23 protein-coding genes are annotated in these 25687 nt (G+C 41.9%); 16 read left to right on the forward strand and 7 right to left on the reverse strand.

Annotation, left to right across the window (positions count from 1 at the left end; translation table 11 throughout):
- Positions 1-29 precede the first annotated feature (29 nt).
- The 7 genes from EKM82_RS03140 (at position 30) to EKM82_RS03170 (ending at position 7316) form a co-directional block, all read left to right on the forward strand.
- Entirely contained in the window at positions 30-518 is a 489-nt protein-coding gene (locus EKM82_RS03140; RefSeq protein WP_125766866.1) for a nucleoside 2-deoxyribosyltransferase, read from the forward strand.
- Between the two features lie 15 nt (positions 519-533).
- The gene (locus EKM82_RS03145) at positions 534-1307 is read left to right on the forward strand and encodes an ABC transporter ATP-binding protein (protein ID WP_225419644.1); all 774 of its coding nucleotides are present in this window, start codon (positions 534-536) and stop codon (positions 1305-1307) included.
- Complete coding sequence (locus tag EKM82_RS03150; RefSeq protein ID WP_125766867.1) at positions 1285-3348, forward strand: FtsX-like permease family protein; 2064 nt, start codon at positions 1285-1287, stop codon at positions 3346-3348. Before EKM82_RS03145 ends, EKM82_RS03150 begins: the two co-directional genes overlap by 23 nt.
- A 319-nt stretch (positions 3349-3667) precedes the next feature.
- Positions 3668-4402, forward strand: coding sequence for an MBL fold metallo-hydrolase (locus tag EKM82_RS03155; protein ID WP_125766868.1), 735 nt, complete (start codon positions 3668-3670; stop codon positions 4400-4402).
- A gap of 335 nt (positions 4403-4737) precedes the next feature.
- The gene (spxA, locus tag EKM82_RS03160) at positions 4738-5136 is read left to right on the forward strand and encodes a transcriptional regulator SpxA (RefSeq protein ID WP_125766869.1); all 399 of its coding nucleotides are present in this window, start codon (positions 4738-4740) and stop codon (positions 5134-5136) included.
- Positions 5137-5523: 387 nt separating this feature from the next.
- Positions 5524-6231, forward strand: coding sequence for an adaptor protein MecA (locus tag EKM82_RS03165; RefSeq protein ID WP_125766870.1), 708 nt, complete (start codon positions 5524-5526; stop codon positions 6229-6231).
- 107 nt (positions 6232-6338) lie between these two features.
- Positions 6339-7316 carry a competence protein CoiA gene (locus EKM82_RS03170; protein ID WP_164508073.1) on the forward strand — a complete coding sequence of 326 codons (978 nt, stop codon included), beginning with the start codon at positions 6339-6341 and terminating at the stop codon, positions 7314-7316.
- 445 nt (positions 7317-7761) lie between these two features.
- Here the strand turns inward: EKM82_RS03170 and EKM82_RS03175 are convergent, their stop codons facing one another.
- Together EKM82_RS03175 and EKM82_RS03180 are read right to left on the reverse strand one after the other, a co-directional pair.
- Positions 7762-8409: a DsbA family protein gene (locus EKM82_RS03175; protein ID WP_125766872.1), complete on the reverse strand. Its 648-nt coding sequence runs from the start codon at positions 8407-8409 to the stop codon at positions 7762-7764.
- Positions 8410-8519: 110 nt separating this feature from the next.
- Entirely contained in the window at positions 8520-9125 is a 606-nt protein-coding gene (locus EKM82_RS03180; protein ID WP_125766873.1) for a CYTH domain-containing protein, read from the reverse strand.
- Positions 9126-9467: 342 nt separating this feature from the next.
- Between EKM82_RS03180 and EKM82_RS03185 the strand changes: the two genes are divergently transcribed.
- Genes EKM82_RS03185 through mgtE form a run of 4 tightly spaced genes read left to right on the forward strand, consistent with a single transcriptional unit; the run spans position 9468 to position 13301 of the window.
- Positions 9468-10184: a GTP pyrophosphokinase gene (locus EKM82_RS03185; protein WP_125766874.1), complete on the forward strand. Its 717-nt coding sequence runs from the start codon at positions 9468-9470 to the stop codon at positions 10182-10184.
- Positions 10181-11008, forward strand: a complete 828-nt coding sequence (locus tag EKM82_RS03190) for an NAD kinase (RefSeq protein ID WP_125766875.1) — start codon at positions 10181-10183, stop codon at positions 11006-11008. The genes EKM82_RS03185 and EKM82_RS03190 overlap by 4 nt, the downstream gene beginning before the upstream one ends.
- A complete protein-coding gene (locus tag EKM82_RS03195) occupies positions 10998-11906 on the forward strand; it encodes an RluA family pseudouridine synthase (RefSeq protein WP_125766876.1) in 909 nt (302 codons plus the stop codon). Before EKM82_RS03190 ends, EKM82_RS03195 begins: the two co-directional genes overlap by 11 nt.
- Positions 11907-11936: 30 nt before the next feature.
- The gene (gene mgtE, locus EKM82_RS03200) at positions 11937-13301 is read left to right on the forward strand and encodes a magnesium transporter (protein WP_125766877.1); all 1365 of its coding nucleotides are present in this window, start codon (positions 11937-11939) and stop codon (positions 13299-13301) included.
- A 243-nt stretch (positions 13302-13544) separates the two neighbouring features.
- On the opposite strand, the gene EKM82_RS03205 is transcribed toward mgtE, so the two are convergent.
- Positions 13545-14837: a sensor histidine kinase gene (locus EKM82_RS03205; RefSeq protein ID WP_125766878.1), complete on the reverse strand. Its 1293-nt coding sequence runs from the start codon at positions 14835-14837 to the stop codon at positions 13545-13547.
- 3 nt (positions 14838-14840) lie between these two features.
- Positions 14841-15521 (reverse strand): response regulator transcription factor, encoded by a 681-nt coding sequence (locus EKM82_RS03210; protein WP_125766879.1) that lies wholly within the window; start codon positions 15519-15521, stop codon positions 14841-14843.
- A gap of 230 nt (positions 15522-15751) precedes the next feature.
- On the opposite strand from EKM82_RS03210, the gene EKM82_RS03215 reads away from it, so the two are divergent.
- Together EKM82_RS03215 and EKM82_RS03220 are read left to right on the forward strand one after the other, a co-directional pair.
- The gene (locus EKM82_RS03215; protein WP_404802887.1) at positions 15752-18034 is read left to right on the forward strand and encodes a glycosyltransferase family 39 protein; all 2283 of its coding nucleotides are present in this window, start codon (positions 15752-15754) and stop codon (positions 18032-18034) included.
- A gap of 32 nt (positions 18035-18066) precedes the next feature.
- Positions 18067-19044, forward strand: a complete 978-nt coding sequence (locus EKM82_RS03220) for a glycosyltransferase family 2 protein (protein ID WP_125766881.1) — start codon at positions 18067-18069, stop codon at positions 19042-19044.
- 304 nt (positions 19045-19348) lie between these two features.
- On the opposite strand, the gene EKM82_RS03225 is transcribed toward EKM82_RS03220, so the two are convergent.
- From EKM82_RS03225 to EKM82_RS03235, 3 genes are all read right to left on the reverse strand, one after another.
- On the reverse strand, positions 19349-19990 hold the full coding sequence (locus EKM82_RS03225) for a copper homeostasis protein CutC (RefSeq protein WP_125766882.1): 642 nt from the start codon (positions 19988-19990) through the stop codon (positions 19349-19351).
- Between the two features lie 86 nt (positions 19991-20076).
- Complete coding sequence (locus EKM82_RS03230; RefSeq protein WP_125766883.1) at positions 20077-20907, reverse strand: undecaprenyl-diphosphate phosphatase; 831 nt, start codon at positions 20905-20907, stop codon at positions 20077-20079.
- 39 nt (positions 20908-20946) lie between these two features.
- Entirely contained in the window at positions 20947-21975 is a 1029-nt protein-coding gene (locus EKM82_RS03235; RefSeq protein WP_125766884.1) for a lactonase family protein, read from the reverse strand.
- 234 nt (positions 21976-22209) lie between these two features.
- Between EKM82_RS03235 and EKM82_RS03240 the strand changes: the two genes are divergently transcribed.
- The 3 genes from EKM82_RS03240 (at position 22210) to trmL (ending at position 25573) form a co-directional block, all read left to right on the forward strand.
- Positions 22210-22578, forward strand: a complete 369-nt coding sequence (locus tag EKM82_RS03240) for a PTS glucitol/sorbitol transporter subunit IIA (protein ID WP_125766885.1) — start codon at positions 22210-22212, stop codon at positions 22576-22578.
- A gap of 73 nt (positions 22579-22651) precedes the next feature.
- Positions 22652-23863, forward strand: a complete 1212-nt coding sequence (locus EKM82_RS03245) for an AI-2E family transporter (RefSeq protein WP_125766886.1) — start codon at positions 22652-22654, stop codon at positions 23861-23863.
- Positions 23864-25063: 1200 nt separating this feature from the next.
- Complete coding sequence (gene trmL, locus EKM82_RS03250; RefSeq protein WP_125766887.1) at positions 25064-25573, forward strand: tRNA (uridine(34)/cytosine(34)/5-carboxymethylaminomethyluridine(34)-2'-O)-methyltransferase TrmL; 510 nt, start codon at positions 25064-25066, stop codon at positions 25571-25573.
- Positions 25574-25687 lie beyond the last annotated feature (114 nt).

Consider the following 25687-nt stretch of genomic DNA (forward strand, 5'->3'; position numbering starts at 1 on the left):
AGAATGAACCAAACGAAAGGTGATTAAGTATGGCAAAAATTTATTTAGCAGGACCATTTTTTGATGAGGCAGGCACCGAATTACAACGTTTAGAAGCTGTTAAAGCCGCTTTAGCAAAGAACCCCACTGTTGATTCCGTTTTTAGTCCGAAAGATGAGGATTTAAAAAGCCCGATTGTCAGTCAATTACCTTTTATGAGTGCCGCCTGGCAAAAAGCGGTTTTTGAAAATGATTTACGCGGGCTCAAAGAAACTAATGTCTTATTAGTGATTACGGACTCGGCCAGCAATACCAATGGCTCTGATGATGGGACTGCGTTTGAAGTCGGGTATTGGTTTGCCATGAATCAATTAACAGCCACTACTAAACAGCCGATTGTTTTGTACGCTGAGCAAGCGGCTAAGTTGAATTTGATGATTGCTCAGAGTGCTGATTATTACACCACTGCGATTAATGATTTGCGAACCTTAGATTTTAATCAGATTCCTCAACAACCTTATCAAGGCGTTGTTAATTAAGCGGAGGTTGTTGGAATGCGAATGGTGGAAGTTAAACAAGTCAGTAAAAGTTTTGGCGCCCGCAATAATTTGGTGCGGGCGTTAAACAATATTAGTTTCACCATTGATCGTGGTGAGTTTGTCGGCGTCATGGGTCCATCAGGCGCTGGCAAAACGACGCTGTTAAATATTATGTCGACGATCGATCGGCCGTCAGTTGGCCGTGTTTATGTTGCAGGTCAAGAAATTACGGCTTTGCCCGAACGAGATTTAGCCACTTTTCGGCGGGAGAACATCGGATTTATTTTTCAAGACTTTAATTTGTTGCCAGCACTATCCGTTAGTGAAAATTTGGTGATGGTGCTATCAATGTTAAAGATTCCCCGCGATGAAGTTCAGAAGCGTTTGGCCTATTACAGTGAACACTTAAATCTGAATAAGTTATTGACACGCTATCCCAATGAATTGTCAATTGGTCAAAAACAGCGGGTTGCAGCGGCGCGAGCTTTAATGACCCAACCGAAAATTTTATTTGCTGATGAACCGACCGGGAGTCTTGATTCGAAGTCGGCAACAGAATTATTACAATACTTGGCGACGATCAATTTGGAAAACGAAACGACGATTATGATGGTGACTCATGATGCTTTTACGGCTAGCTATTGTAATCGAATTGTTTTTATTAAAGATGGCGCCTTTTACTCGGAAGTGGTGCGTGCCGGTAGTCGACAACAATTTTTTAATCAGATTATTGATATGCAGGCGGCAATTGGTGGAGGCAAAATAAGTGATTTTAGAAACCGCGATTAAGAACTTTCGCCGTCACTTGGCCGGTCGCGTGCTTTATTTAGTCGCGTTAGCCTTGTTGGTCATGGTTTCTTATGATTGCTTGACGACTTTTCAAGATTCGTTTATTAGTCGAATCAGCCAAGGGAATCCAGCCTTAGTGGCGTTGTTATTACTTTTCTTCTCATTATTAGGGTTCAGTGTCTTAATTATTTTTTATGCCAATCGCTTTTTTATTCATCAACATCGTTCAGAAATTGGGTTGATGATTATTTCAGGATTATCCCGTGGGCAAATTGCATTAATTTTTTTCCTGGAAACTTTATTTGGCGAGTTACTGGCGTTAGGCTTTGGCTTGTTGCTAGGGCTATTAACGAATAAGTTATTTGCAATGCTGTTACTGCGGTTAATGGGACTGCGCGCCGCCACGAACCATTGGTTTTCATTTTCGGCACTTTGGAAAACAAGTTTAGGATTTTTGATTGTTTTTGCCTTGGTCGGTATTTTTGATAGCTCGCGAATTTTTAGTTTACGCACCGTTCGCTTACTTTATCCCAATGAGCTCGGTGATATTCGCCAGCGCAATTCTTGGCTTAATCGGCTACTTGCTTGGTTAGGGCCGCTATTAGTGATTGGCGGTTATGTGGCCGTCTTTAAATTAAGTTGGATCCATTTTATGGAAACCCTTCGTTTTAGTGATCGCACGGCAACTAATACGGTTTTGATCATGGGCGCTTTGATTTTAGGTATTTGGTTTTGTTTCCGTAATACTTTGCCAGCACTATTCTCTTGGCTCCAAGGTACGAAATGGGCCTATGATCAGCAAAGAATTCTTGATTTGGCCACAACTGGGCAAGAGGTGCAGTTTCATCACCAATCGTTGACTTTAACCACTTTATTTGTGACTGCGTCGGTGGTGTTGCTGGGATTTGCCTCAGTACTATATTCTGATGGTTTCCGGAACTTAGAAGAGGAAGCACCAATTGATTTAGTGGCCGATCGGCAATTTCACGACCATGTTTTGCAACAAATTAAAGCTAAGGGTGGTCATTTACAACGTTTGGCCCACTTACCAGTTAAAATCATGCCGGTGACACTACACGGGCCTAAAAGCGACGTCATCATGTCACAAGCCACGATGCCGATTGAAATTGTCGGCATGCATAACTATTTACAAATTCAACGCCATCAAAAGAATTTATTACCAGTGATTCTCGATCGTAATCAGGCCCTATTTATTTCGCAAGATTTTCAATATCAACACGTTCATTTGCATGAACTGATGAGAAACCAGGTTCAGTTTGCTGATGGAAAATTACCACGTTTACAAATCGTGGCCTTCTCCCGCGTCTATCCTTTGGGCAGTAACTTGTTCTTTGGCAATGTTTTAGTGGTGCCTGATGATATTTTTGAGCAAATTCCTAGTGCCAATAGTCGGGTTCTGGTGGGGTATCGCTTAAAGAAGATTGCGCCTGACAGTCCTTTCTTAAAGAAAATTGATGATGATTCTTATCAATCAAAAGCTTCGCGGCAAATGCGTTATCGGCATCCGCAACAATTACAAAAGGCCCAAATTACCATTTATCAGGACGTTAAACGTGATTTGAGCAACGCCTACATTAGTTCGAACTATTCCGTTCGCGGCCCATCACAAGTATTGTTACAGCGAGTTTTGGGCGCCATTGTTTTTGTGATTGGGCTACTAGCGATTTTGATGACTTTTGCCTGGGCCAGTGTTTGTTCGTTACGTGAATTGTCCGAGGTCGAGCGAACGCGGTTTGATTACCTGACCTTAACTAAGATTGGGATTGATCAGCATCATTTGTTACGCTACAGCAATTGGAAGAATCGCATGCTTTTCTTAAGTCCAGTTATTTTTGGGATCGGTAATGGCTTACTGGTGATGCGCTTTGTTGGTTTATATCTTAATCACCTGCCAATGAAGCTCCTTTATTTGCTGACAGCGGCAGTTTTCATTGTTTATTGGTGCTTCTATTTATTCACCTCCTATAATTACCGGCGGATCATTAAAATGACCACACCACCAGATCAGCAAGGGCGTTAATTTGGTAAATGTAATCGGTATGTATTTAAATTCGGAAATTAACTCAAAGTAAATTTGACGCAAAAATCAATCAGCTCTTAGTTGGCGAAAGGAATTATCAATGGTTTCTTTTTAACCAAAAAAATGTCGAACAATTCAGGCGGATTGTTCGACATTTTACGTTAATCAGCATGGGTTCAGCGCCAAGTTTGCGCAAAAACTTGTCTATCAGGGTTGGCGACCAAGCGAGCAATTTCGCTATCAAATGGGACATCTGCTAAAATGAACGGTGAAGTTAGCTTTTTCTTACTAGTCATTAAAAATAAAGGAGTTGTTTATCATGAAATTAACCGTTTTAGGTTACTATGGTGGCTATCCCACCGACCACGCCGGGACCACGGGCTTTCTAATTGAAGAAGGCGATTATCATTTACTATTGGACTGTGGTAGTGGGGTTTTGTCGGAACTGGAGCGACATTTAGATCCTTTGCAATTAAATGCCGTATTGCTGACGCATTATCATCAAGATCATATTGCTGATGTTGGGGTTTTACAATATTATTGGCAATTACGTCCCGGAAAACGCCAGGAACCGATTTTGCCAATTTATGGAAATACTGAAGATTTATTAAATTTTCCTAGTTTGACTTGGGCTAAGGCAACCGTGGCCCAAGGTTATGATCCCGCAGCAACTTTGCAGTTAGGACCATTAACCATCACTTTTAAGCGCACAATTCATCCAGTGCCGACTTTTGCGGTCAGAATAGTTAATCAAGCTGGAAAAGTGTTGGTTTTTACAGCTGATAGTGCTTATTTCTCAGAATTAGCCGATTTTGCAACGAATGCTGATTTATTAATTACTGATACCAATTTCGACAATCAGAAAACAGGTAAGATGTGGCACATGACTTCTGGACAAACAGCTGACTTAGCAGTTGCTTCAGGAGCTCATCAGTTAATCCTCAGTCACTTGCCACAAACAATCGATCATCAACAGCTTTTGGCTGAAGTTAAAGAGATTACTTCAGCTATACCAATTTCTTTAGCCCACACTGGATTAACTGTTGAATTATAAAATATTTATGCATAATTTATTGCTAACATAAAGTAAGCTCAATGATAGGGGCATTTTTAGCAACCAAACAATAGTAAATTTATACAAAACTTTAAAATTATCTTAATGATAAGATAATTATTTGTTTAATCAAATCTTTATATAAAAGGAATGTCAATTGCAGCCTTGATATATCAAGAAAGTATATTTGGTCATACCATGTATATTTCAGTTTCTTTACAATTTTTTCTAAAAATAACTAGATTTTTCTCAATGGAATGGTTATAATTAACTTGTGAATTGATAAGGGAAACATCTAGTTATGTTCAAGATTATGTTATAAGGGAGCGAACGTCATGGTAAATTTATATACATCACCAAGTTGCACATCCTGCCGTAAAGCCCGTGCTTGGCTTAAAGAACATAATATACCTTTCAAGGAAAGAAATATTTTCTCTGAGCCGTTAAGCAAGGACGAGATTAAGGCAATTTTACGAATGACTGAAGATGGGACTGAGGAAATTATCTCAACTCGTTCGAAAGTATTCCAAGAATTGAATATTAATTTAGACAGTCTCAAGATGGATGAATTACTTAATTTAGTTGAGCAAAATCCTGGATTGTTACGTCGTCCGATCATTATGGATGATAAACGTCTCCAAGTCGGTTATAACGAAGATGAAATTCGGCGCTTCTTACCCCGAGAAGTCCGGGCATTGGAATTACAACAGGCTCAGTTATTGGCTGGTTATTAATCTAAAATTTAAATGGTGTGGTAGTTATTATTGCTAACTATTCATGCGCGTTGTTCCGTATGACCGTTTTGGGTTGTACGGAATTTTTGTTTGGGTCAATATCTTTCCAGAGTGATGAACGTGAAATCTGTGGAATAGTCGATAATTCAGTACCATCTTTAAAGTGATCTGCTGCTGACTCATTGCTTGTTTGACCAATAGTTGGCGTTGACACTTCACAACATATTTGAAAAGTGATACTATACTTTAGTAAGTAATCTTAATTATTAAAAAAGTAGATTAAGCAGTTTTTTTACTAAGCGTGGTGTAGTATACTGCTTAGATAGGGATGGCTTTGTCCGTTGTTGGTCAAAGTAATTCCTTGGTCACAGAAATGAGGTGGACCTAATGGAAATGGAACGAATTGATGAGAATACGATCCGAGTCATTCTGGGAAATGATGATCTAGCCGAACGTGGGGTCACAGTCTTAGATTTACTGGGCGACCACCAACAAGTTGAAAAGTTCTTCTATAGTATTTTAGAAGAAGTTGATACGGATCATATGTTTGCTGGTGATGAAGCTGTTTCGTTTCAAGTGATGCCCAATAAGAAGGGCCTAGAAATCTTGATTAGTAAGATGTCAGATGAAGATTTGGCAGAGAAGGAACAATTACAATCTGCTTTTAAGCCGAAAGCAAAAGTTAAAAAGAATAATAGTCAATTAGCTGCCCTGCAACGTAAGCTACAGGGGACTGATCAGGATGAAGATGATGATTTTAATCATTACTTGGAAGATCAAGATGTTAATTATCGTCAATTAGTTTTGCAGTTACCTGATTTTGAAGCTTTAGTGCAATTAGCCAGTGTGCTCCGTGTTGATTCTGCTATCTCGAATCTTTATCGTTATCAAGGTGCCTTTTATCTTGAATTAGTGCTTTTCGAGGATGAGATGCATGATATTAGTGCCGACGATGCATTAACGATTGCCAAGGAGTATGGTCAAAAAACAACGGTTACTGCTGAAGTTTTGGCTGAGTATGGTGAGAAAGTGATGGATCAAGTTGCCTTACAATTAACCCGTCATTACTTCTTGAACGACCATCAAGACGATTAAAATTCACTAAATATTGTTAATAGGTAAGAAATGTTCTTATCGTAAAAACGACCAATTCTATTGAAGGATTGGTCGCTTTTTTGCGTATTTAAATATTGGTGATGAAAATGTATGCAGCCTTGCAAGAAAATAATGTTTTGATCAATGCCCAAACTGACTTATCTCGACAAGCCAGGTACCGCTGCCCCAATTGTCGGCAGCCGGTCCAATTAGTGATTTCCGGTCGTGGTCGGGCATTTTTTCGGCACTGTGCCGCTTTTTCAGGTGATAATGCGGAAAGTCACTTACATGAGCAGGGCAAGAAGCAACTTTATCAAGAAATGAATCGTCTTGGCGTAGCCGCCAAATTGGAAGTCCCCTTAGGTCATCATCAAGAGCGTCGCGCCGATGTTTTCTGGCAGCATCATCAACAGAGCTGGGCCTTGGAATTTCAGTGTGCGCCACTATCATTGATTGAACTTAGTGAGCGACATCAGTCATATCGTGATTTGCAAGTGCGAGAAATTTGGTTATTAGGAGCGACTTATTGGTCCGCACAGCGCGTTCCGATCAAAGCGGCGCGCCAGTTTATTTGTTATGGGGCAAGCTGGGGCTATTATTTGGCATACTGGCAACCACAAACTGACCGAGTCTGCTTATTTAAACATTTATGTTATTTACCACCAGCTAATCAACTTTTTTATCAGCTCAATTGGTTATCATTGCCGCAGTTTGTTCAGGCGGTTGCGCAGCAGCAGACGCAGCCGCCATTAAGTTATATTCCCGAACAGCCACTTTTATATGATCCGCGGCTTTGGCTGGGCGAGCAATTGCTCTGGCCTTCCTCAAGCTGGCGTTCTTGGCAGGATCGTTGTTATCAGCAAGGCTTGAATTTAAACGATTTACCGCAGATTCTGTGGTTGCCGAAGGTTTTACCGCCGACAGTGAAGCGCTGGTCGGTTTTATTAGAACGACAAATTGCTTGGTATTTGCGATTTCATGAATTGACTTGGCGGCAACGGAGTCAACTTTATTTACAAAGTAATTGGCCACTATTACCGACTGATGAACCCAATCAGTTAAATCAGCGCGCTTTTAGATATTAGGTGTCGTTATACAAAAGGAGATCAGCAAATATGGGATCAGGCCGTGCCACAAGTGCAAAACAAAATGGTGTTTGACTCTGTTCTGGGCGAACGCGGCCGACACTGATTGATGCCAATTATAAATCAAATTGTCATCAATCCAGGTCTTGTTCTAAGTGGCCCAGCCACTAAGAACAATTTGGCGGCTGACGCCAAGATCCCTCCACGCCGTCTGAAGCTGAAGTGGTTCACTTTATCTTTGCTGGTAATTAAGGCAGTCATTGCGAGATATCAGCAAATATCTGACTTATGTCACAGTCTCGACCCCTTAATTACCAAATATGTTTTCAAAAGCCAATCAGTTTCGCACGACAAAAAAGCAACGAGCAATTCTGACGAATTGTTCGTTGCTGATGATCACGCTTACTAGCTAAACGCTTTTGCCATTTTTTAAAAAGGGCAAGTACTAAATTAAATGTGACAGGGTTCGACTACTGATAATCTTCAATACGGGTTGTTGAGCATCAATCGTTGTTGGTTGTGGTGTTTTATCTTCTAACAATTGATCAATCAACACTTGTGAAACAGAACCATTGATCAGGATGCCATCACCATCAGGATTGTGACGATAATCAATAAAAAAAGTCGATGGTGTTTTCAGTACGCCTAGGTCGTTGGCAAGTTGCCGATCAGCCTGGCATAAATCCTGAACCAGTTGGCCCTTGCGATCGTCACAGAACGTTTCGGTGTCAAGTTGAACTTCGGCGGCAATTTCATGAATTAAATCATCGGAATATTGACTCAATCCATCTTGACAGAGGTGTTCTTGTAAACTCATCATGAAGGCGCGGGCTTTTTTGTTGCCTTGGAACGAGGCAGCCTTAAAGTCGAGCATTGATTGATAAGTGATCGTCATGACCTGATTGCGAAGTGCTAAATCGTGAACATCTAAGTCGTTACGTTGAAGATAATCAGTCACGATTCGCATGTTCGTCATTGGCACTAAATTAATTTGTGCTTTTTGTTGATGCTGTTTCAAACCACGCATGATATTAACTTCAGTGGTCAAACAGAGTCCGCCAATGGGATTGGCAAACATAAATATTTCTAACAAGGTTGTTCCCCCATATTAATCGTAAGTCCACATCGATAAAATAGCGTCACTGTTAAGTTAAGCCCGATGACTTAATCGTCGTTGAATCCAATAATTAATCCAACTGCTAACTAGTTCCGCTTAAAATCATGTTCAAATTCTTGGACTGCCCGGGCCACTTTATTGACACGTGGTCGTTGTGGAATTTGATGCTGCTGTAGTAGTGTTTGATAAAAAGTTCCGGCTTGAGTAGGATCAGTTGTCTCTAGTTCCAATTCGAAATCTTGTGCATCATTAGGGTAATAAGTCCGATCCAACGTTAAATCACCAACTGGTAACTTGGCAATTTGACGCTTCGTCGTGCCTTGACCAATTAATTTAAGTTGATTCGGACTAATTTGATAGTTTGTTAATGCTTTCGCTGATTGGCCAGTCATTAGGATCTGATGCTGATCAAGTAATTTTGCTGCCTGCTTAAGCGTTAAACGATCGGTAAGCTCATAAAGTTGATGCTTAGCTGGCGTCGAAATCGGTGCTGGCACCTTTAAGGTTTGCTCAGCATAGTCGACAAAAAGACGAATCCGCATACCACAATGAGCTTGTTGTAATAACCGATTCGGCGTATCGAAATAGTAATTCTGTTGCAGGAAGGGTTGACCAAATGAATAAGCTTGACGCAACTCGTCGTACTCTGTGACTGTGAGTAAATTCTTAAATTCAACCTCTAAAGTCGCCATTGTTCGATCTCCTAGAAATTATTCTAACATGTCCATATATGAACTGCATTAAAATTGCTTGAATTAAGTATTACAGCTTGATGACGATGCACAAGCTTAACGGCTGACTAGACAAGCCCCACGGCTGAATTTAGGCATCTTGTTAAGGCTACGAATATTAATTCACAGTTTATCAACTCGCAGTGACCTTGATTCAATGTTCAGTTTAACACCGAATTGTTCTAGACCAAAATAATTGGTACGGTGTATTTCAAACACTGGTCCGTAGTATGGTTTCGGCGCTATACGCCATCGAAATGTGTTAAAATAAATGAGGATTACCAAAGAGTGGGGAATTTTAATATGATTGAAAATTGGTCACATTTTTTAATGCCTTATAACCAAGCTGTTGATGAATTAAAGCTAAAATTTCGGGCAATTCGTCAACAATATCAAACGGCTGGTGAACATTCACCAATTGAGTTTGTAACTGGTCGCGTGAAGCCAGTTGGCAGCATTCAAGAAAAAATGAAACGACGCTTTATTCGTGAGGATGTCCTGGAAACCGATATGCAGGATATTGCTGGTTTGCGAATCATGTGTCAATTTGTGGAAGATATTTATCAAGTTGCGGATTTGTTGCGGCAACGCGATGACATGACTGTTATTGAAGAGCGCGATTATGTTTCGAATAGCAAGCCCAGCGGTTATCGCTCATACCACATCGTTATTGAATATCCGATTCAAATGTTGGATCACACCAAGAAAATTCTCGTCGAGGTTCAAGTTCGGACTTTATCGATGAATTTCTGGGCGACGATTGAGCATTCTTTGAATTACAAATATAATGGCGCTTTTCCTGAGGATATCAGTGCTCGTCTTAAACGAGCTGCGGAAGCTTCGTTTATGTTAGATCAAGAGATGTCCGAAATTCGCGAGGAAATTCAGGAAGCACAGCGCTACGCTTATGGTCGTAAGTTGATTGATGGTGCTACACCGCAACCAACAGCACCCAGCGGCACTGACGATGATAAAAATACACCGTCAACTGATCAAGAAAAAAATGAGGATGAGTCATGAAAATTGCGGTATTAGGAAATCGGGGTAATCAGTCACAACGCGTCACTGCTGAATTGAAGCAGCGTCTGATTAATTCTGGCCATACATTGGATGAGCACCAGCCAGAATTAGTGATCAGTGTGGGCGGTGATGGGACCTTACTTAATAGTTTTCATCGTTATAATCATCAATTAGACCAAGTTCGTTTTATCGGCGTTCATACTGGTCATTTAGGCTTTTATACGGACTGGCGGGACTATGAATTACCAGAGTTAGTTCAATCAATTAATGAGGATCAGGGGCAAAGCGTTAGCTACCCCTTATTAAGTGTTGAGGTTGAGTATCAGGATCAGGCCGAACCAAGTCACTTTTTGTCATTAAATGAATCGACCATTCGCCGCAACGCGCTAACAATTAAGACGGATATTTATATTCGCGACGAACTATTTGAAAGTTTCCGTGGCGATGGTATTTGTGTGGCGACGCCAACTGGTTCAACTGCTTATAGCAAGTCACTGGGCGGGGCCGTGCTACATCCACGACTAGAAGCGTTACAAATGACGGAAATCGCTTCTATCAATAACCGAGTTTTCCGAACCTTATCGTCACCAATCGTGATTGCGCCTGATGAATGGATCACCATCAAGGCCAGTTCCGCTGCTGATTACACCCTGACAGTTGATCAAATGAGTAGCCACAATCGGTCAATTAAACAAATTAAATATTCAATTGCGAATGAACGAATTCGTTTTGCCAAGTATCGGCATATGCATTTCTGGTCTCGCGTTGAGGATGCTTTCTTAGGTAACGTGCAACAGGAGCGACGGCTAACTCATGGAATTTAAATGGACTTATCAGGCGGCAACCGCTTGGCCCCAACCCATGATTTTACAAACCTTTTTAAAACAAAAGGGCTTCTCTAAGGCCCAACTTGCCCGTCTGAAATTTTCAGGCGGACAAATTTTTGTCAACCACCGTGAGCGCTACACCAACTACCAGCTCCATGATCAAGATGTGATCCGAGTTTTCTTAGCACCAGAATTAGCAGCGGCGACAATTCAACCAAGTATGTTGCCGATTGAAGTTATTTATGAAGATGACTTGTTCTTAGTGTTAAATAAACCAGCCGGCGTGCCGTCCATTCCTTCGCGTACGCACGCAACTGATACGATTGCCAATCGGGTCAAGGGCTACTTACAGGCGAAGCAAGCGGAAAGTCTTAGTATTCATATTGTCACGCGGCTGGATATGGATACTTCAGGGTTAATTATTTTTGCTAAGAATGCTTATGGTCATAGTGTGTTGGCTCAACAAGCCAAAACTCATATGCTTCAAAAATCTTATTTGGCGATTGCTCAAGGTCAGTTTGCGAAACAGTCGGGGCTGATTGATTTGCCAATTGGTCGTGAAAAGCAGCATTCAATGAAACGTGTTATTAGCGCCACGGGCAAGGCGTCGCAAACGGCTTATGAGATTCAAGCCACGACTTCAACGGCTAGTCTAGTTAAGTTGGCATTACTGACTGGTCGAACGCATCAAATTAGAGTACACTTAGCGGCATTAGGGCATCCGCTATATGGCGACCAATTGTATGGTGGCCCAATGTCGATCATGGCACAACGACAAGCGTTACATTGTACGGAAGTAAAATTTTATCAACCAATTAAGCAACAAGAAATTGTTCTAACGGCGCCATTACCAACAGATATGGCTCAATTATGGGCGCAGTTAAATCGCGAATGACGCTAGAATTCTAAACGTAGGGGTGACATCATGGAGCAAAATAATGATCAGGGTAATGTAATTCAAGCAAGGTTATTGCAGGCATTAACGAAGGGCGAGCACAAAGTCTTTCGGAAAATGTTTTTGGATATGCATTTTTACGATCAGGCCCAGTTTTATCTCTCGTTAGTTCCAGAACAGCGCCAGCAACTTTACCAAATTCTCGATCCGCATGAAGTGGGTGACTTCTTTGATACGATTGAAGATGACCTGCCAGAAATGCGGGAATTATTACTGGAAATGGATACGCGCTATGCGGCCAGTTTGCTGAACAGCATGTTTGATGATAATGCTGCCGATATTTTGGAACATTTACCAAAAGATGAAGTCGATAGCTATTTGAATTTAATGAACAAAGCTGACGCGATTCAGTTACGTAAATTGTTACATTACGATACGGAAACTGCCGGTGGGATTATGACCACTGACTTTATTACTTTACAGGCGGAATTAACAGTTGGCGAAGCTTTAACAATTTTAAAACATGAGGCTGATGAAGCTGAAACGATTTATTATGTTTATTTAGTTAATAGCGACCAGCGTTTAGTCGGCGTGATTACGTTACGTGATTTAATTGTTACTGATGACGATACGAAGTTGGCTGCAATTATGACGCCGAATGTGATCAGCGCCAGTGTTCATGACGAACAGGCCGATGTGGCTCAGAAAATTCGTGATTATAATTTTATCGCATTACCAGTCGTTGATGATCAGCAAAAGTTAGTCGGGATCGTTACTGTCGATGACGTGATCGAAGTGATTGATGATGAAGCCCAAGCTGATTACTCTGGTTTGGCCGGTGTCGATGTAGAAGATGTGTCAGATAATCCATTGAAGGCGGCGTCTAAACGATTACCTTGGTTGATTACGTTACTGTTTCTGGGGATGTCGACTGCGACTTTAATTAATCATTATGAAGGTTTGTTAAGTGAAGCTAGCATTTTAGCAGTCTTTATTTCTCTCATCACCGGGACGGCCGGTAATGCGGGGACGCAAAGTTTAGCCGTCGCCGTGCGTCGGTTGGCCTTTAAAGGCAACGATAAGCCTAAGTTAGTGCGATTAGTTGTCAGTGAAATTTTGACTGGTTTGGTCACGGGGCTGATTACGGGCTTAACGGTGATGTTGATCGTTGGTTTCTGGAAACAGAATTTCACGCTGGGTTTAACGATTGGTTTAGCCATGACAGCCGCAATTACTGTGGCCAACTTGGCCGGAAGTTTGATTCCGATGCTAATGGATAAGCTGGGCTTTGATCCAGCGGTGGCCAGTGGACCGTTCATTACTACTTTAAGCGATTTGACCAGCGTCTTGATTTACTTCAGTATTGCCCAAATCTTTATTCATGCGTTTATGTAGCGGGTTGAAGTTATGGCGTTGAAAATGACAACGGCGTTGTGCTGCACTACTTAAAATAAAAAAATTACAAAAATAACCTGATTGCTCAGTTTTCTGGCTAAAACCAGTGACTGTTAATCAGGTTATCTTTTTGTTTGGTGCTTCAATTATCGCGGCAATTTCGATTTGACGTTGATAGAGGTCACCGCTCAAAATTGCTGAGTCTGATCGTCTAAATTAGACGACTACCTAAGCACAAAAGGTTCAGCGTTTTGATTCTTGAAGTTGCGTTTTTAGTGGCATTAGGACGACCATTTTAGTGCCAGTTGGTTGGTTGTCCTGCACAGTCAATTGGCCTTGATGCTGGCGAACAATCAGTTGCGCGATGGCTAAGCCTAAACCACTGCCACCTGTTTCTTGGGATCGTGAACGATCAGCCCGATAAAAACGGTCAAAAATATGCGTCTTGGCAGCTGGACTAATGCCAATGCCAGTGTCGCTGACAATCAAGTCGAGCTTGCCAGAATTAGCTTTAATGGTGACTGCAATGGTGTCACTAGCTTGCGTATACTTCAAAGCATTATCTAGAAAAATAACTAATAGTTGCTGAATTTGGGCGGGATCGGCGACAAATGTTTGATGATAGAAGTTTTGTAGTAGCAGTGATTTCTGTTGACTACTAGCGATTTCTTGATAAGGGGCAACGATTTTTTTCCAGAATTGGTCGCTGTTAATGACGGTTGGTTGGCTAGTTAAAGCTTTCGCGTCACCACGGGCCAACATGAGCAGATCATTGGTGATCTTTTTCAGGCGGTTAGTTTCGTTTAGCGCGGTATTAATTGGCTCAATTTGCTCGACAATAGTGGCTTGCGGTTGGGTCAGCAAATATTCGAGATTGTTTTGAATGATGGTGAGTGGTGTTCGCAGCTCATGGGCGGCATCAGCACTGAAATCCCGCTGCTTCTGCCATGACTGAACGATTGGCTTCATGCTGCGGCGCGTTAATAGATAAGCAATGCCGACTGCTAACAGGCCACAAATAATCAAGGTTAATAATAAAACCAAGCGAAAATTACTAAAGGCCCGAATTTGCGGATCAATATTTTGAATCAACAATACATAGTGGCCCGCGTAGGCGGGATTGGCATTTTTGGAACTAGCCTTTACTAGGAGCGCGCGGAAATTAGCCTGATTTTGATTGTGGGTCAAAGTTAAAGTTTGTAACTGATTGACGGTTAGTGAAGTCAGTTTGATGGTTTTAAACAAATTATAATTTTGTTGGCCAATAAACGCTTGGTTGCTGATTTGGCCATTTTTATTGAAAACGACGGCATTGGCTTGAAAAGGTAAATTGGGAACATCTTGGGGTTGCCCTTTAGTTGAAGTCAATTGTGTTCGTTGCTGCGTTAAATTCTGGTCAACGTCGCGATAGAGAGTCTGGCGATATAAATTTAGAATAATTAGGGCCAGAATCACGAAAATCAACGTGAAACTAATCAATTCGGCCCAGAATAATTGCCAACGTTGCTTGCGGATCACTGTGGTAGTTTGATGCATCTTCTAGGCCTCCAATAAATAGCCCACGTTGCGAATTGTTTTAATGGTTAACTGGGCCTGAGCTTGCTTGAGCTTCTTTCGGAGATTGCTGAGATAAACTTCAACCACTGTTTGGCCGGTAGTTGAATCTAAGCCCCAAATCCGTTGGAAGATCTGCATTTTGGTTAAGATAATTCCCGGATTTTCCAATAAGTAAACTAGTAATTCATATTCCTTACCAACTAAGGTGAGCGGTTGGCCGTTGACGGTTACCGCCCGAGCCGCCAAATCAACTTGTAGATTTGCCTGGGTTAATTGTTGGACTGTGGGTTGCTGGCCACTACGGCGTAATAAGGCTTGAATACGCATTAACAGTTCCTCGCGATGAAACGGTTTGACCAAGTAATCATCGGCACCTAAGGCGAATCCGGCTGCTTTGTCCGGCAAAGTATCTTTAGCCGTTAAAATCAAAACCGGAAAATTAAGATGATCTTGCTGGCGCCAAGCTTTCAGAATTTCGTAGCCATTTTTACCAGGCAGCATCAGGTCAAGAATGACTAAATCAAAAGCCCCAGTTTCACCAGCTGCCTGGCCATTTAGGCCATCATTGGCAATGGTTACTGTGGCTGATTTTTTTAAAAATTGTTGAATGCTTTGGGCCAGTTCTATGTTGTCTTCGATTAATAAAATATTGGCACTGATCATAAGTTACTCCTTGAAAGATCACATTTTTTTCATATTATTTTAAGCTTGGTTTATGGTGGCACCCTTAAACTTAATTGTATCGTCTAGTTGATCGGTTGGATTTTCAAGTAAGTGCTCAACTAATCAACTGGTAATCATGCTTATTTTAGCATAATTAGCAATGAACTTATTTAATTAATGAGGTGATGTCTTTGGCGCAAGCAAAAGAAAGTTTAACAGCTAAGGAACAAGTGACAACAGCAAAATCAGTCTCGCCGCGGCCGCATAAACGGCAGCTTGATTGGTTTTTAGTTAGTATTTTAGTTTTAGCATTATTCTTGTACGGTTGGAAAATCTGGGAAGCAGGCAATGCCAATGATTTTTACACCGCGGCAATTGTTAGTATGACCAAGAGTTGGAAAAATTTCTGGTATGCGAGTTTTGATCCGGCAGGATTTATTACAGTCGATAAGCCACCGGTCGCCTTATGGTTTATGGCAATTAGTGCCAAAATTTTCGGCGTTCATGGCTGGAGCATCGTCTTACCCTCCGTTCTTTTCGGTGTTGGTTCAGTATATTTACTCTATCGTTTAGTCACGCCGAAGTTTGGCCGTTTAGCCGGCAATTTAACCGCCTTAACCATGACTCTAACGCCAATTGTGGTGGCTGATTCACGAACCAATAATATGGATGCCACCTTGATTTATTTCTTATTATTGGCTTTATATTTCTTGCAAAAAGCCACTAAGGCCCGACGACCTTGGCTAGTGATGCTTAGCTTCGGCCTAATTGGGGTTAGTTTCAATATTAAAATGTTACAAGCCTTTATGATTTTGCCGATTATGTATGTTTATTATTGGTTGGCCACTCGGCAAAGTTGGCGTCGTAAGTTGGGACATTTAGCGCTGGCGACGGTTTCCTTGGCCTTCTTCACATTATTATGGCCAGTGGCAGTTGATTTAACCAGTGCTGACCAACGGCCGTATGAAGGCGGCTCTGAAACAAATTCAGTGTTGGCTTTGGCCTTTGGTTACAATGGCACGCAACGATTATTAGGTCAGTCAACTGGTGTTGGTGCCCGCTTCAGTGGTATGGGCAATAGTACTAAGCAAACGACTACTGCTGGTAAAAAGACGACTGGTAAAACAACGACCGGCACTAATGCGCCAACGCCACCAAGTGGTACTAAAACTGGCGGGATGACCCCGCCTAGTGGCAGCACTGGTGGCAAAACTGGGACCAAACCAAGTGGGAATCCGCCTAGTGGTACCCCAGGAAAAACTGCTGGCAGCAAGCCGACGAAACCAACGACTGGTCAAGCAGGCAGTGGCACTAAAGCAACGAAGCCAACGACTGGTCAAGCTGGTGGTCAACAGGGTGGCCCTGGCGGCAATGGCGGTGCTGGTGGCGCCTTTAACATTGGCACTGCGGGACCATTCCGAATTTTCCAAAAAGCTTTGGGCCAACAAGTTAGCTGGTTCTTGGGCATTGCTGTTCTAGGCTTGATCAGCGCCTTGGCTTTTTATCGGCGAAAGAAGAATCGTTGGTTCCAAACAACTGAACAACAGAATGAAGTCTTATTATGGACTGGTTGGTTGGTCTTAACGTATGGTTTCTTCTCCATTGCCAGTTTCTTCCATCCTTACTACATGATTATGTTGGCACCAGCAATTGCGGCGTTAGTCGGGATTGGCTTACCAACCATGTGGCAACAGTTTTTCCATAAACATTTGCGTTGGTCGGCACTTTTATTACCAGTGGCTATTTTAGGCACTAGTGCGTTGCAGGCCTGGTATGTTTATGAAGATTATCCTTGGTTATCCTGGCTGATTTTAATCGCCGGTGCTAGTGCAGTGGCATTGTTATTTGTTGCTAAAGCTAGTCCCCGTCGTCGCCACTGGTTCCCAGCAATTTTGATTACTGGAATTCTGGGGACAGTGATTGCGCCAGCTTGGTGGGCATTAACGCCGACCTTAGCTGCTGAATCAGCGGCCATCCCAACTGCCGGACCATCATTACTGAGCGCTGGTGGCAATCAAGGTGGCTTAGGTAATGGTACTGTCAATCAGAAGTTGTTAACTTATTTAGAGAAAAATCAAGGCGAAGCAACTTATCTTTTCGCAACGACTGACTCAGGCACGGCGGCGCCTTATATTATTGCCACTGGCAAAGCTGTGATGGCGATTGGTGGCTTTAATGGCACCGATCAGGCAATTAGTTTAGCGAAGTTCAAGCAGCTCGTGAAAAAAGGTCAGGTGCGTTACTTCTATGTTTCAGGTCGCAGCAGTAATAGCGCGATTGTGACTTGGGTCAAGAAGTACGGAACGAAAGTGGCCACTAAGAAATATAGTAGCAGTGCTAGCAGTTCTCAAACTAGTACCACCAAAGCACCAGCATCCGCTACGAATGCTAAAAATTCAACCCCACCAACCAAACCTAGTGGCAATCAAACAGCCAGTCAAACAACTGGTGGTGGCATGGGTGGCGGGATGGATCAAACCGGAACGTTGTATGATTTATCTCAGATTAATTAGCTTAATTATCATGATCAGAAAGGAGTCATTCGATGACAACTAAACTTATTTCAATTGTCTTACCAGTTTATAATGAGCATGAAATTTTGCCGACCACGATTCAAACCCTAGAAGATTTTGTGGCTGGGCAACCGCAGGATTACGAATTGATTTTCGTTGACGATGGTTCCCGGGATTACAGCGCCACAATTGTCGAACATGCCCGATTAAAATATCATAACTTAAAGTTGGTTCAGTTCTCACGTAACTTCGGCCATCAAATTGCGATTACTGCTGGCATTCGTTACGCCACTGGTGATGCGATTGTGGTGATGGATGCCGATTTGCAAGATCCACCGGATGTTATTCCGGCAATGATCAAGAAATGGCAGGATGGCTATCAAGTTGTCTATGGTAAACGACGGCAACGGGATGGTGAAACTTGGTTCAAAAAGACCAGTGCCCATTGGTTTTATCGCCTACTGGATAAAATGACCACGATTCAGATTCCCACGGATACTGGTGATTTTCGGCTAATTGATCGTCAAGTGGCCGAAGTCCTGAAAACAGTTAACGAAGATGACCCTTATGTGCGTGGCTTGGTCAGTTGGGTGGGCTTCCGTCAAACCGCTGTGGTTTATGAGCGGCAAGAACGGCTGGCTGGTCAGAGCAAGTACCCGTTACGGAAAATGGTTAAATTAGCCTTAGATGGGATTACGTCATTTTCAACCATGCCTTTAAAAATGGCAACTTGGTTCGGTGGTGTCTTAGTCGGATTTGGCAGCCTGTTCGCCTTGATTAGCTTGCTTGCTGGACATGCAACGAACGTGACTTTGCTGGTTTTCATGATGTGTCTATGCAGTGGCGCAATTCTACTTACAATCGGTATCTTAGGTGATTATCTCAGCCGAATATTTACGGCCAGCCGCCAACGACCGTTGTACGTAGTCGCTAATACGGTTGGCTTTAAACAAACCGGGGCGATCACTTGGCAAACAACAGCTCATCATGACCTTCGTAAACGTGGATAAAATAACTAAATCAGTTAAGTCGCTACTTAATGACTAGATATCTACTTGGTTGTAACTTTTGAGTAGTGCACTAAAATTTAGAAAATCAAATTATTGTAAACGAATAGCCTGTTTGACCAGTCCGAGAAAATAAGGACTGGCAAACAGGCTATTCGTCTGATTAAATGATACGATCAATTTGAAGATTATTTACTGGTACTACTAATGCCGGCTGTGTTTCACAACCAGCAAGCCCACAATGAAGTCAGACGCAATTCTGTTTCAGCACTTTGGCTATTTTTAATGTTTTTGAACTAAGTGGAAGCTATTCAAGTGCACCGAGAATTTTCGTGCCGTGAAGTTGATTGACGCCAAGGAAAGAACTGACTTGGTCAGCATTATCAGCAGTAATGCCGCCACCAGGCAAGATTTCGATTCGACCATCAGCTAAGGCAATCGTTTGCGCTAGTTGGGCTAAATGTTGATCGATTGGTACTGATAGGGGGCCACCATGAGTCAGAATCCGTTGCACATGATGATCGACTAACCAGTCGATTGTGGCCGCTTGGCGATTTACAGGAATTTCGTCGAAAGCCATGTGCATGACAATATCAAGACCACCCGCAGCGCCAATGAGCATTTCCATTGCTTCCGTATCCAGTTCATTATTGGCAGTCAAGGCGCCAAAAGTAACGGCATCAACGCCTAATTGTTGGGCTACAAATAAATCAGATTCCATCATTTTTAATTCAGTATCAGTATAAACGAAGTTCCCGCCACGAGGTCGAATCATGGCGACTAGAGGAATTTGTTTTTCGTTCAAATAACGAGCTGCCTCAGCCATCACGCCATGACTGGCAGTGGTGCCACCGACGGCTAAGTTGTCGTTTAATTCGATTCGTTGCGCGCCAACTGCAACTGCTCGCGGAATTAAGGTGTAATTCTCAACTGCAACTTCTTTTAACATTAAATCGCTCCTATCTAATTTAAAAAAGTACCCTAGTCGATGGGCCAAACTAGCGTACAATTTGTTTTGATTAATGGGTGCTAATTCTAAAGAATGGTTCGTAAACCAAAGTAGGCAATGACAACGACACCAAGAATAATTCGGTACCAACCAAAAGCTTGGAAGTCGTTTTTCTTAATATAATTTAACAGGAAGCGAATGGCGAAGTAAGCGACGATAAAGGAAACAAACGTGCCGACTAACAAGACCACCGTTTGTTCACCGGTAAAGACGTTGCCATGACTGAAGTATTTCCAAATCTTGAGCAGTGAGGCCCCAAACATTGTTGGAATTGCTAAGAAGAATGAGAATTCAGTCCCGACGTAGCGTGACGTCCCCACTAAGATTGCGCCAAGAATTGTGGCGCCAGAACGTGAGGTCCCCGGAACTAATGAGAGGACTTGGAACAACCCAATTTCTAAGGCGGTCAGATATGGCAGAGTGTTTAAATCATTTAAACGGCTGGGCCGGTGAGCGTTACGCCGTTCAATGATGATAAACAAAATACCATAAACAATTAAAGTGGTGGCAATGACTTGCCAAGAAGTCAAATGCTCATCCATCCAATCATTTAGCGGAAAGCCAATAATGACTGATGGCAAAATGGCCACAATTACTTTAAACCAAAGTTGCCAAGTTTGACCACGTTCAACCCGATTTTTCTTAGGGGAGAAGGGATTTAATTTATGGAAGTAAAGAATCACCACGGCCAGAATAGCACCTAGTTGAATCACGACCATAAACATGTTGATGAAAGCTGTTGATTCTTTTAACTTAATAAATTCGTCAGCCAAGTATAAATGGCCCGTCGAACTAATTGGTAAGAACTCAGTGATCCCTTCAATGATACCCAGGATAATGGCTTTAATAATGTTCACGCGGCGAACATCCTTTCATGTTTGTTTTTAAGAGCGCAATTAATGGAAAACGACACAGACACTTTCTGGTGTCACAATATCTTGTTGAATTTTAGTCAAAAAGCCCGTTTCGGGATTACGCCGATATAAAGTTGAATTATCAGTGTTTTGATTAGAACAAATGACGAATTTCTCAGTTGGGTCCAAATTGAAATCTCGAGGGAAGTCGCCTTCAGAGCTGATCCGTTGCAATAATTGCAAGGATAAACCATCAGCACTGACCGCAAAAACAGCGATTGAATTGTGACCACGATTAGACGCATACAGGAAACGACCATCACGACTAATACGAATTGCCGCACTACCATTATGCTCAGTGTAATCAGCCGGAATTAAATCGTAGGTTGTTTCTAATTCGAAAGCACCAGTGGCTTTATCATAGCGTAAGACTTGAACCTTACTGGATAATTCACCGAGTAAGTAGGCAATTTGACCATTAGGATTGAAGACCAGGTGACGGGGACCATAACCAGCTTCAGTGCGATAAGTAGCGGCCTTAGTTAAACTGCCATTTGCGCTAACATCGTAAGTGACTAATTCGTCAGTGCCTAAGTCACAAACTGCTAATCGTTGATCAGGAGTTAAATCAGTGAAATGAACATGGGCACTATCTTGTTCAGGGCGGGGGCCACTACCAACATGTGTTGTACTACTTGCTAATTCCAAACCACCATTCGCTAAAATTCGATAAACCAAAACTTGGCCTTTATGATAATTCGCACCATAAACGAGTTGACGCGCTTCATCAATGGCCACATAAGCAGGTGGTGCACCAACAGCCATCACATCATTAATGAAAGTTGGTTGGTCGCCATTTAAATCATAGGCGCTTAAACCACCTTCGCCAGCAGCATTTTTGCTAACAGTGTAAAGGATATTACGCTGGCTAATTGCTAAATAAGTTGCTTGAGGAACTTTAATGTATGCTTGGGGTTCACTAACTTCTTCTTTTTCAGTATCCAGCCAAGCCGTGTAAATGCCTTGACCTTCTCGACGGGTGTAGCCGCCAAAAAAAACTTTTTCTTGCATTCTGCACAAACCTCCATTTTTATTCATTGTAAGTATAGCATAACCGTTCTGGCTCATGACAAAATGTGGCAGAAATTTAATGTTTTGCCGAACAGGGAAACCCATTCAACTTGTTACATTAAAAGGACGGCCTGTGCTAAAATTGTGCTATGATGAAATTAAGTTTGATGCAACAAGTTGGTTGACAAATAATTTGGGGCAGCAAACTATTTTTAATAGAGGTAGGTAGCGAAGATGGATGTTAAAGCACAAGTGACCGCAATTGGCCCACAAGCACTGACTGATGGTGATGAAATGGTTATTTTATTTAATCAAACTGCCAGTGAGGCTTTGCGTGAAGTTGCCGTGATTCAAGAATTTGCGCAACCACAGGATCAAGCTAAAATTAAGTTGGCTGTGAATGATCGTTTGACGATTGATGGTCATGATTATGTGATTAATCGGGTCGGCAAATTAGTCAATGATAATTTACAATCAATTGGCCATGTCACTTTAGTTTTTGGCGAGGCTGGTCCTTCTGGACTGCAGAACGCGCTTCATTTCGACAATCAAGGCGTTAAGCCCACTTTTAAAGTTGGCACCGAAATCGTTTATCATTTCTAGATTGATTGCCGCAACAGTCTGAGCGTCAGTTAATGTTCAGAACTGTCAATTTTTGTCTTAAGGAGTCAGGTCAATGAGTGAACCACATTCAAATAAGCCCAAACGAAATTCCTGGTTTTATCAATGGTTCTTGAATAATAAAGCCACGGTTATTTTGATCAACGTGATGTTACTGTTGATCGTTATTTGGTTGTTTGCCAACATGAGCTGGATCTTTCAACCAGTTGGTACATTTCTAGGCATGGCCTTGCCACCGATTTTGTTAGCTGGGGTCCTTTATTATTTAATTGAGCCAGTTGTTGAATTAGCTGAACGTCATTTTCGCTTTCCCCGAATTTTAACAATCACGATTATTTTCATTGCTGTGATTGGCTTAATCGTTTGGGGAATCCTGACGTTGATTCCAATTATTCAGAATCAAACGCAACAAATGATCAAGAATTGGCCGATGTATTGGCAAAATATCGAGGACACGTTTAATAAAGTGCTTAGCAGTCCTCATTTAGCTAGTGTTCGCAAACAAATTAGCGAACAGATCAGTGATTCAAGCAAAATTTTAACGAAACAAATTAATAGTAGCGTCAACGACTGGTTTAATAACATTACCTCGGCCGTTAGCGTGATCACCAATATTTTGGTTATTTTAGCCACGGCACCATTTTTACTATTTTTCATGTTAAAAGATGGGCCGAAATTCCGCCCTTATATTTTAAAATTTGTGCCAGTGAAGTTTCGCCAATCAACTAGTCAGTTATTGACCGAAGTCAATGTTTCTTTAAGCAACTACATTCGCGGCCAATTAACCGTTGCTTTTTGGGTCGGCGTAATGTTCTCAGTGGGTTATTCAATTATTGGCCAAAAATACGCTTTAACACTCGGCGTTTTGGCTGGCTTTCTGAATTTGATTCCTTACTTGGGATCATTTTTAGCAATGATTCCCGCTTTGATTATTGCCGCTTTCACCAATTCATTTATGGTAGTCAAAGTCCTGATTGTTTTTGCAATCGAGCAAACTATTGAACAACGAGTGGTGGCGCCATTAGTTGTCGGCAGCAAGATGGAAATGCATCCAGCGACAACCTTAGTCCTATTATTGGCTGCTGGTAAAATGTTCGGTCTGTTAGGCGTCTTATTAGGAATTCCTGTTTATGCGGTATTGAAGATTTTAATTAGTCATCTCTTCCAATGGTTCCAACAAGTTTCTGGCCTGTACGAAGAAGATGTCCAGCCGGCGACACCAACACCAACGCCGAAAGACACTGAGCAACCCGCTGATAAATCTTAGTTTTCTTTTTTAATTTGAAAAGGGAGGCTGCTGGGTGAAATTAGTGGCATGAAATGTTGATTCTAAATTAGATTTTGGTAGAATAGCAAACAACTCCGTTACAGTCGAACGTTCTGGCATTGTTCTGAGTCGCTCCTTAGGTGAATACGGCAGGGGCCCAGCGATTAAGAGGGCGTGGAACATGGTGGGCGTTGATTTGAGCTTATTGCTGCGCAACAATCTCAAATACAAGCCTTATTCTAACCGCTAAAGCGGCAAGAATAATTTCACCATTGACGCCAATCGCTGGGCCCCTGCCTGGATTAAACTAACAGAATTAAGCACCACTACTTGGCCGAACCAAATTGTGGTGATATAAAACCGGTGTGACAATCTTTACTGAGAAGAGAGTTGTCACGCCGTTTTTATGTCACTGTTCAACTATTACTATTGATTGAAATGAGCTACTGAATCTCACAACACTGTCTTAAGCACTAACAATTATTAAATGTACCACCTTAACTCCAGACGGAATGGAGGGATCTTGTCGTCAGCCGCCAAATTATTGTTAGTGCTTTAGCACTTACAATAAGACCTGTATTGAAGACTTTTGAAAAAAGGCTTCAATCAGTGTCGGCCGCGTTCCACGACAAGCAGCCCGCAATGCTGTCAGACGCAATTTAGTCTTAACGTTTTCATCGGGTTTTAATGATTTTGCTCCTTAATTTATAGTGGGTTCAAATCGATGCCGGCAGCGTTCCACAACCAGCAAGCCCGGAATGCAGTCAGAACCAGTTCCGTTTCAACGCCTTTTTAAGTTTTAGTGATTTTCCCGCTTGTTCATACAATCAGCAACTCCTAATCCTAACTAGTACAATTTTGTTTTCAACTATGGGCAAGTTGCATGACAAAGATTGGTTAATTTTCTGAAAACAAAGCTTGCCAAATAAAATTTAGACGTGTTATATTATTGCTAAGGTCTAAGTCAGACTTTTATCAAGGGTAGCCTTTGCTAAAAGTGTTGATCATAATCTTACTAATGTAGTTTCTCGCTGTCGGCTGACCGAGGAACTACATTTTTTTGTGGCGTGTTTTCTTCAGATTAAGTATGTTAAAATGGTTAGCGAGTATCACGATTGCTTCGCCAATTTTATTGACGATTTGGCAATGCTCGTGATTGATTATTAAATATAATTTGTAAATTAAAAAGAGGTTTATCAATTGACTAATCATATTGCGCTATTTGAACCACTGATGCCAGCTAATACTGGGAATATTGCCCGGACTTGTGCCGCAACGGGAACAACTTTACATTTAATTCGGCCCCTTGGCTTTCAAACTGATGATAAGCATTTGAAACGGGCTGGTTTGGATTACTGGGATAATGTTAACATTGAGTATCACGATAATTTAGACGCATTTTTGGCCACAGTGCCCGATCAACGTTATCTGTATTTAATTACTAAGTTTTCGAATTTGGTTTATAGCGATCAGGATTTCACGGACACTAAACAGGACCATTATTTCTTGTTTGGTAAGGAAACAACTGGTTTACCAGAGGATTTCATGCGTGAAAATCCTGAAAAATGCTTGCGAATTCCGATGACGGATAAAGTGCGGGCACTTAATTTGTCAAACACTGCCGCTTTAGTGATTTATGAGGCGTTACGCCAACAACAATTTGCTGGCTTGGAATTAAGTCATCGCTATGATCACGATAAATTAAAGTAGCCTTGATTGGGTGACCGTGGTCATTTTAATGACTTAGTGACCGCCAATCTAACAATTTAAAAAAGCAGTTGCTGTTTTTGACAGTGAAAAACCCGTTCAATCCAGTTTCTGAAT

The organism is Lapidilactobacillus wuchangensis (assembly GCF_003946645.1).
Taxonomy (GTDB): Bacteria; Bacillota; Bacilli; order Lactobacillales; family Lactobacillaceae; genus Lapidilactobacillus; species Lapidilactobacillus wuchangensis.

What these genes read in the sequence shown, in the direction of transcription:
- EKM82_RS03220 (WP_125766881.1), top strand. Translation starts at nt 18,067, where the DNA reads ATGACAACTAAACTTATTTCAATTGTCTTACCAGTTTATAATGAGCAT.
- EKM82_RS03205 (WP_125766878.1), bottom strand. Translation starts at nt 14,837, where the DNA reads ATGCATCAAACTACCACAGTGATCCGCAAGCAACGTTGGCAATTATTC.
- EKM82_RS03225 (WP_125766882.1), bottom strand. Translation starts at nt 19,990, where the DNA reads ATGTTAAAAGAAGTTGCAGTTGAGAATTACACCTTAATTCCGCGAGCA.
- EKM82_RS03165 (WP_125766870.1), top strand. Translation starts at nt 5,524, where the DNA reads ATGGAAATGGAACGAATTGATGAGAATACGATCCGAGTCATTCTGGGA.
- EKM82_RS03185 (WP_125766874.1), top strand. Translation starts at nt 9,468, where the DNA reads ATGATTGAAAATTGGTCACATTTTTTAATGCCTTATAACCAAGCTGTT.
- EKM82_RS03195 (WP_125766876.1), top strand. Translation starts at nt 10,998, where the DNA reads ATGGAATTTAAATGGACTTATCAGGCGGCAACCGCTTGGCCCCAACCC.
- spxA (WP_125766869.1), top strand. Translation starts at nt 4,738, where the DNA reads ATGGTAAATTTATATACATCACCAAGTTGCACATCCTGCCGTAAAGCC.
- EKM82_RS03240 (WP_125766885.1), top strand. Translation starts at nt 22,210, where the DNA reads ATGGATGTTAAAGCACAAGTGACCGCAATTGGCCCACAAGCACTGACT.
- EKM82_RS03235 (WP_125766884.1), bottom strand. Translation starts at nt 21,975, where the DNA reads ATGCAAGAAAAAGTTTTTTTTGGCGGCTACACCCGTCGAGAAGGTCAA.
- EKM82_RS03140 (WP_125766866.1), top strand. Translation starts at nt 30, where the DNA reads ATGGCAAAAATTTATTTAGCAGGACCATTTTTTGATGAGGCAGGCACC.
- EKM82_RS03145 (WP_225419644.1), top strand. Translation starts at nt 534, where the DNA reads ATGCGAATGGTGGAAGTTAAACAAGTCAGTAAAAGTTTTGGCGCCCGC.
- EKM82_RS03210 (WP_125766879.1), bottom strand. Translation starts at nt 15,521, where the DNA reads ATGATCAGTGCCAATATTTTATTAATCGAAGACAACATAGAACTGGCC.
- EKM82_RS03245 (WP_125766886.1), top strand. Translation starts at nt 22,652, where the DNA reads ATGAGTGAACCACATTCAAATAAGCCCAAACGAAATTCCTGGTTTTAT.
- EKM82_RS03190 (WP_125766875.1), top strand. Translation starts at nt 10,181, where the DNA reads ATGAAAATTGCGGTATTAGGAAATCGGGGTAATCAGTCACAACGCGTC.
- EKM82_RS03155 (WP_125766868.1), top strand. Translation starts at nt 3,668, where the DNA reads ATGAAATTAACCGTTTTAGGTTACTATGGTGGCTATCCCACCGACCAC.
- mgtE (WP_125766877.1), top strand. Translation starts at nt 11,937, where the DNA reads ATGGAGCAAAATAATGATCAGGGTAATGTAATTCAAGCAAGGTTATTG.
- EKM82_RS03180 (WP_125766873.1), bottom strand. Translation starts at nt 9,125, where the DNA reads ATGGCGACTTTAGAGGTTGAATTTAAGAATTTACTCACAGTCACAGAG.
- EKM82_RS03170 (WP_164508073.1), top strand. Translation starts at nt 6,339, where the DNA reads ATGTATGCAGCCTTGCAAGAAAATAATGTTTTGATCAATGCCCAAACT.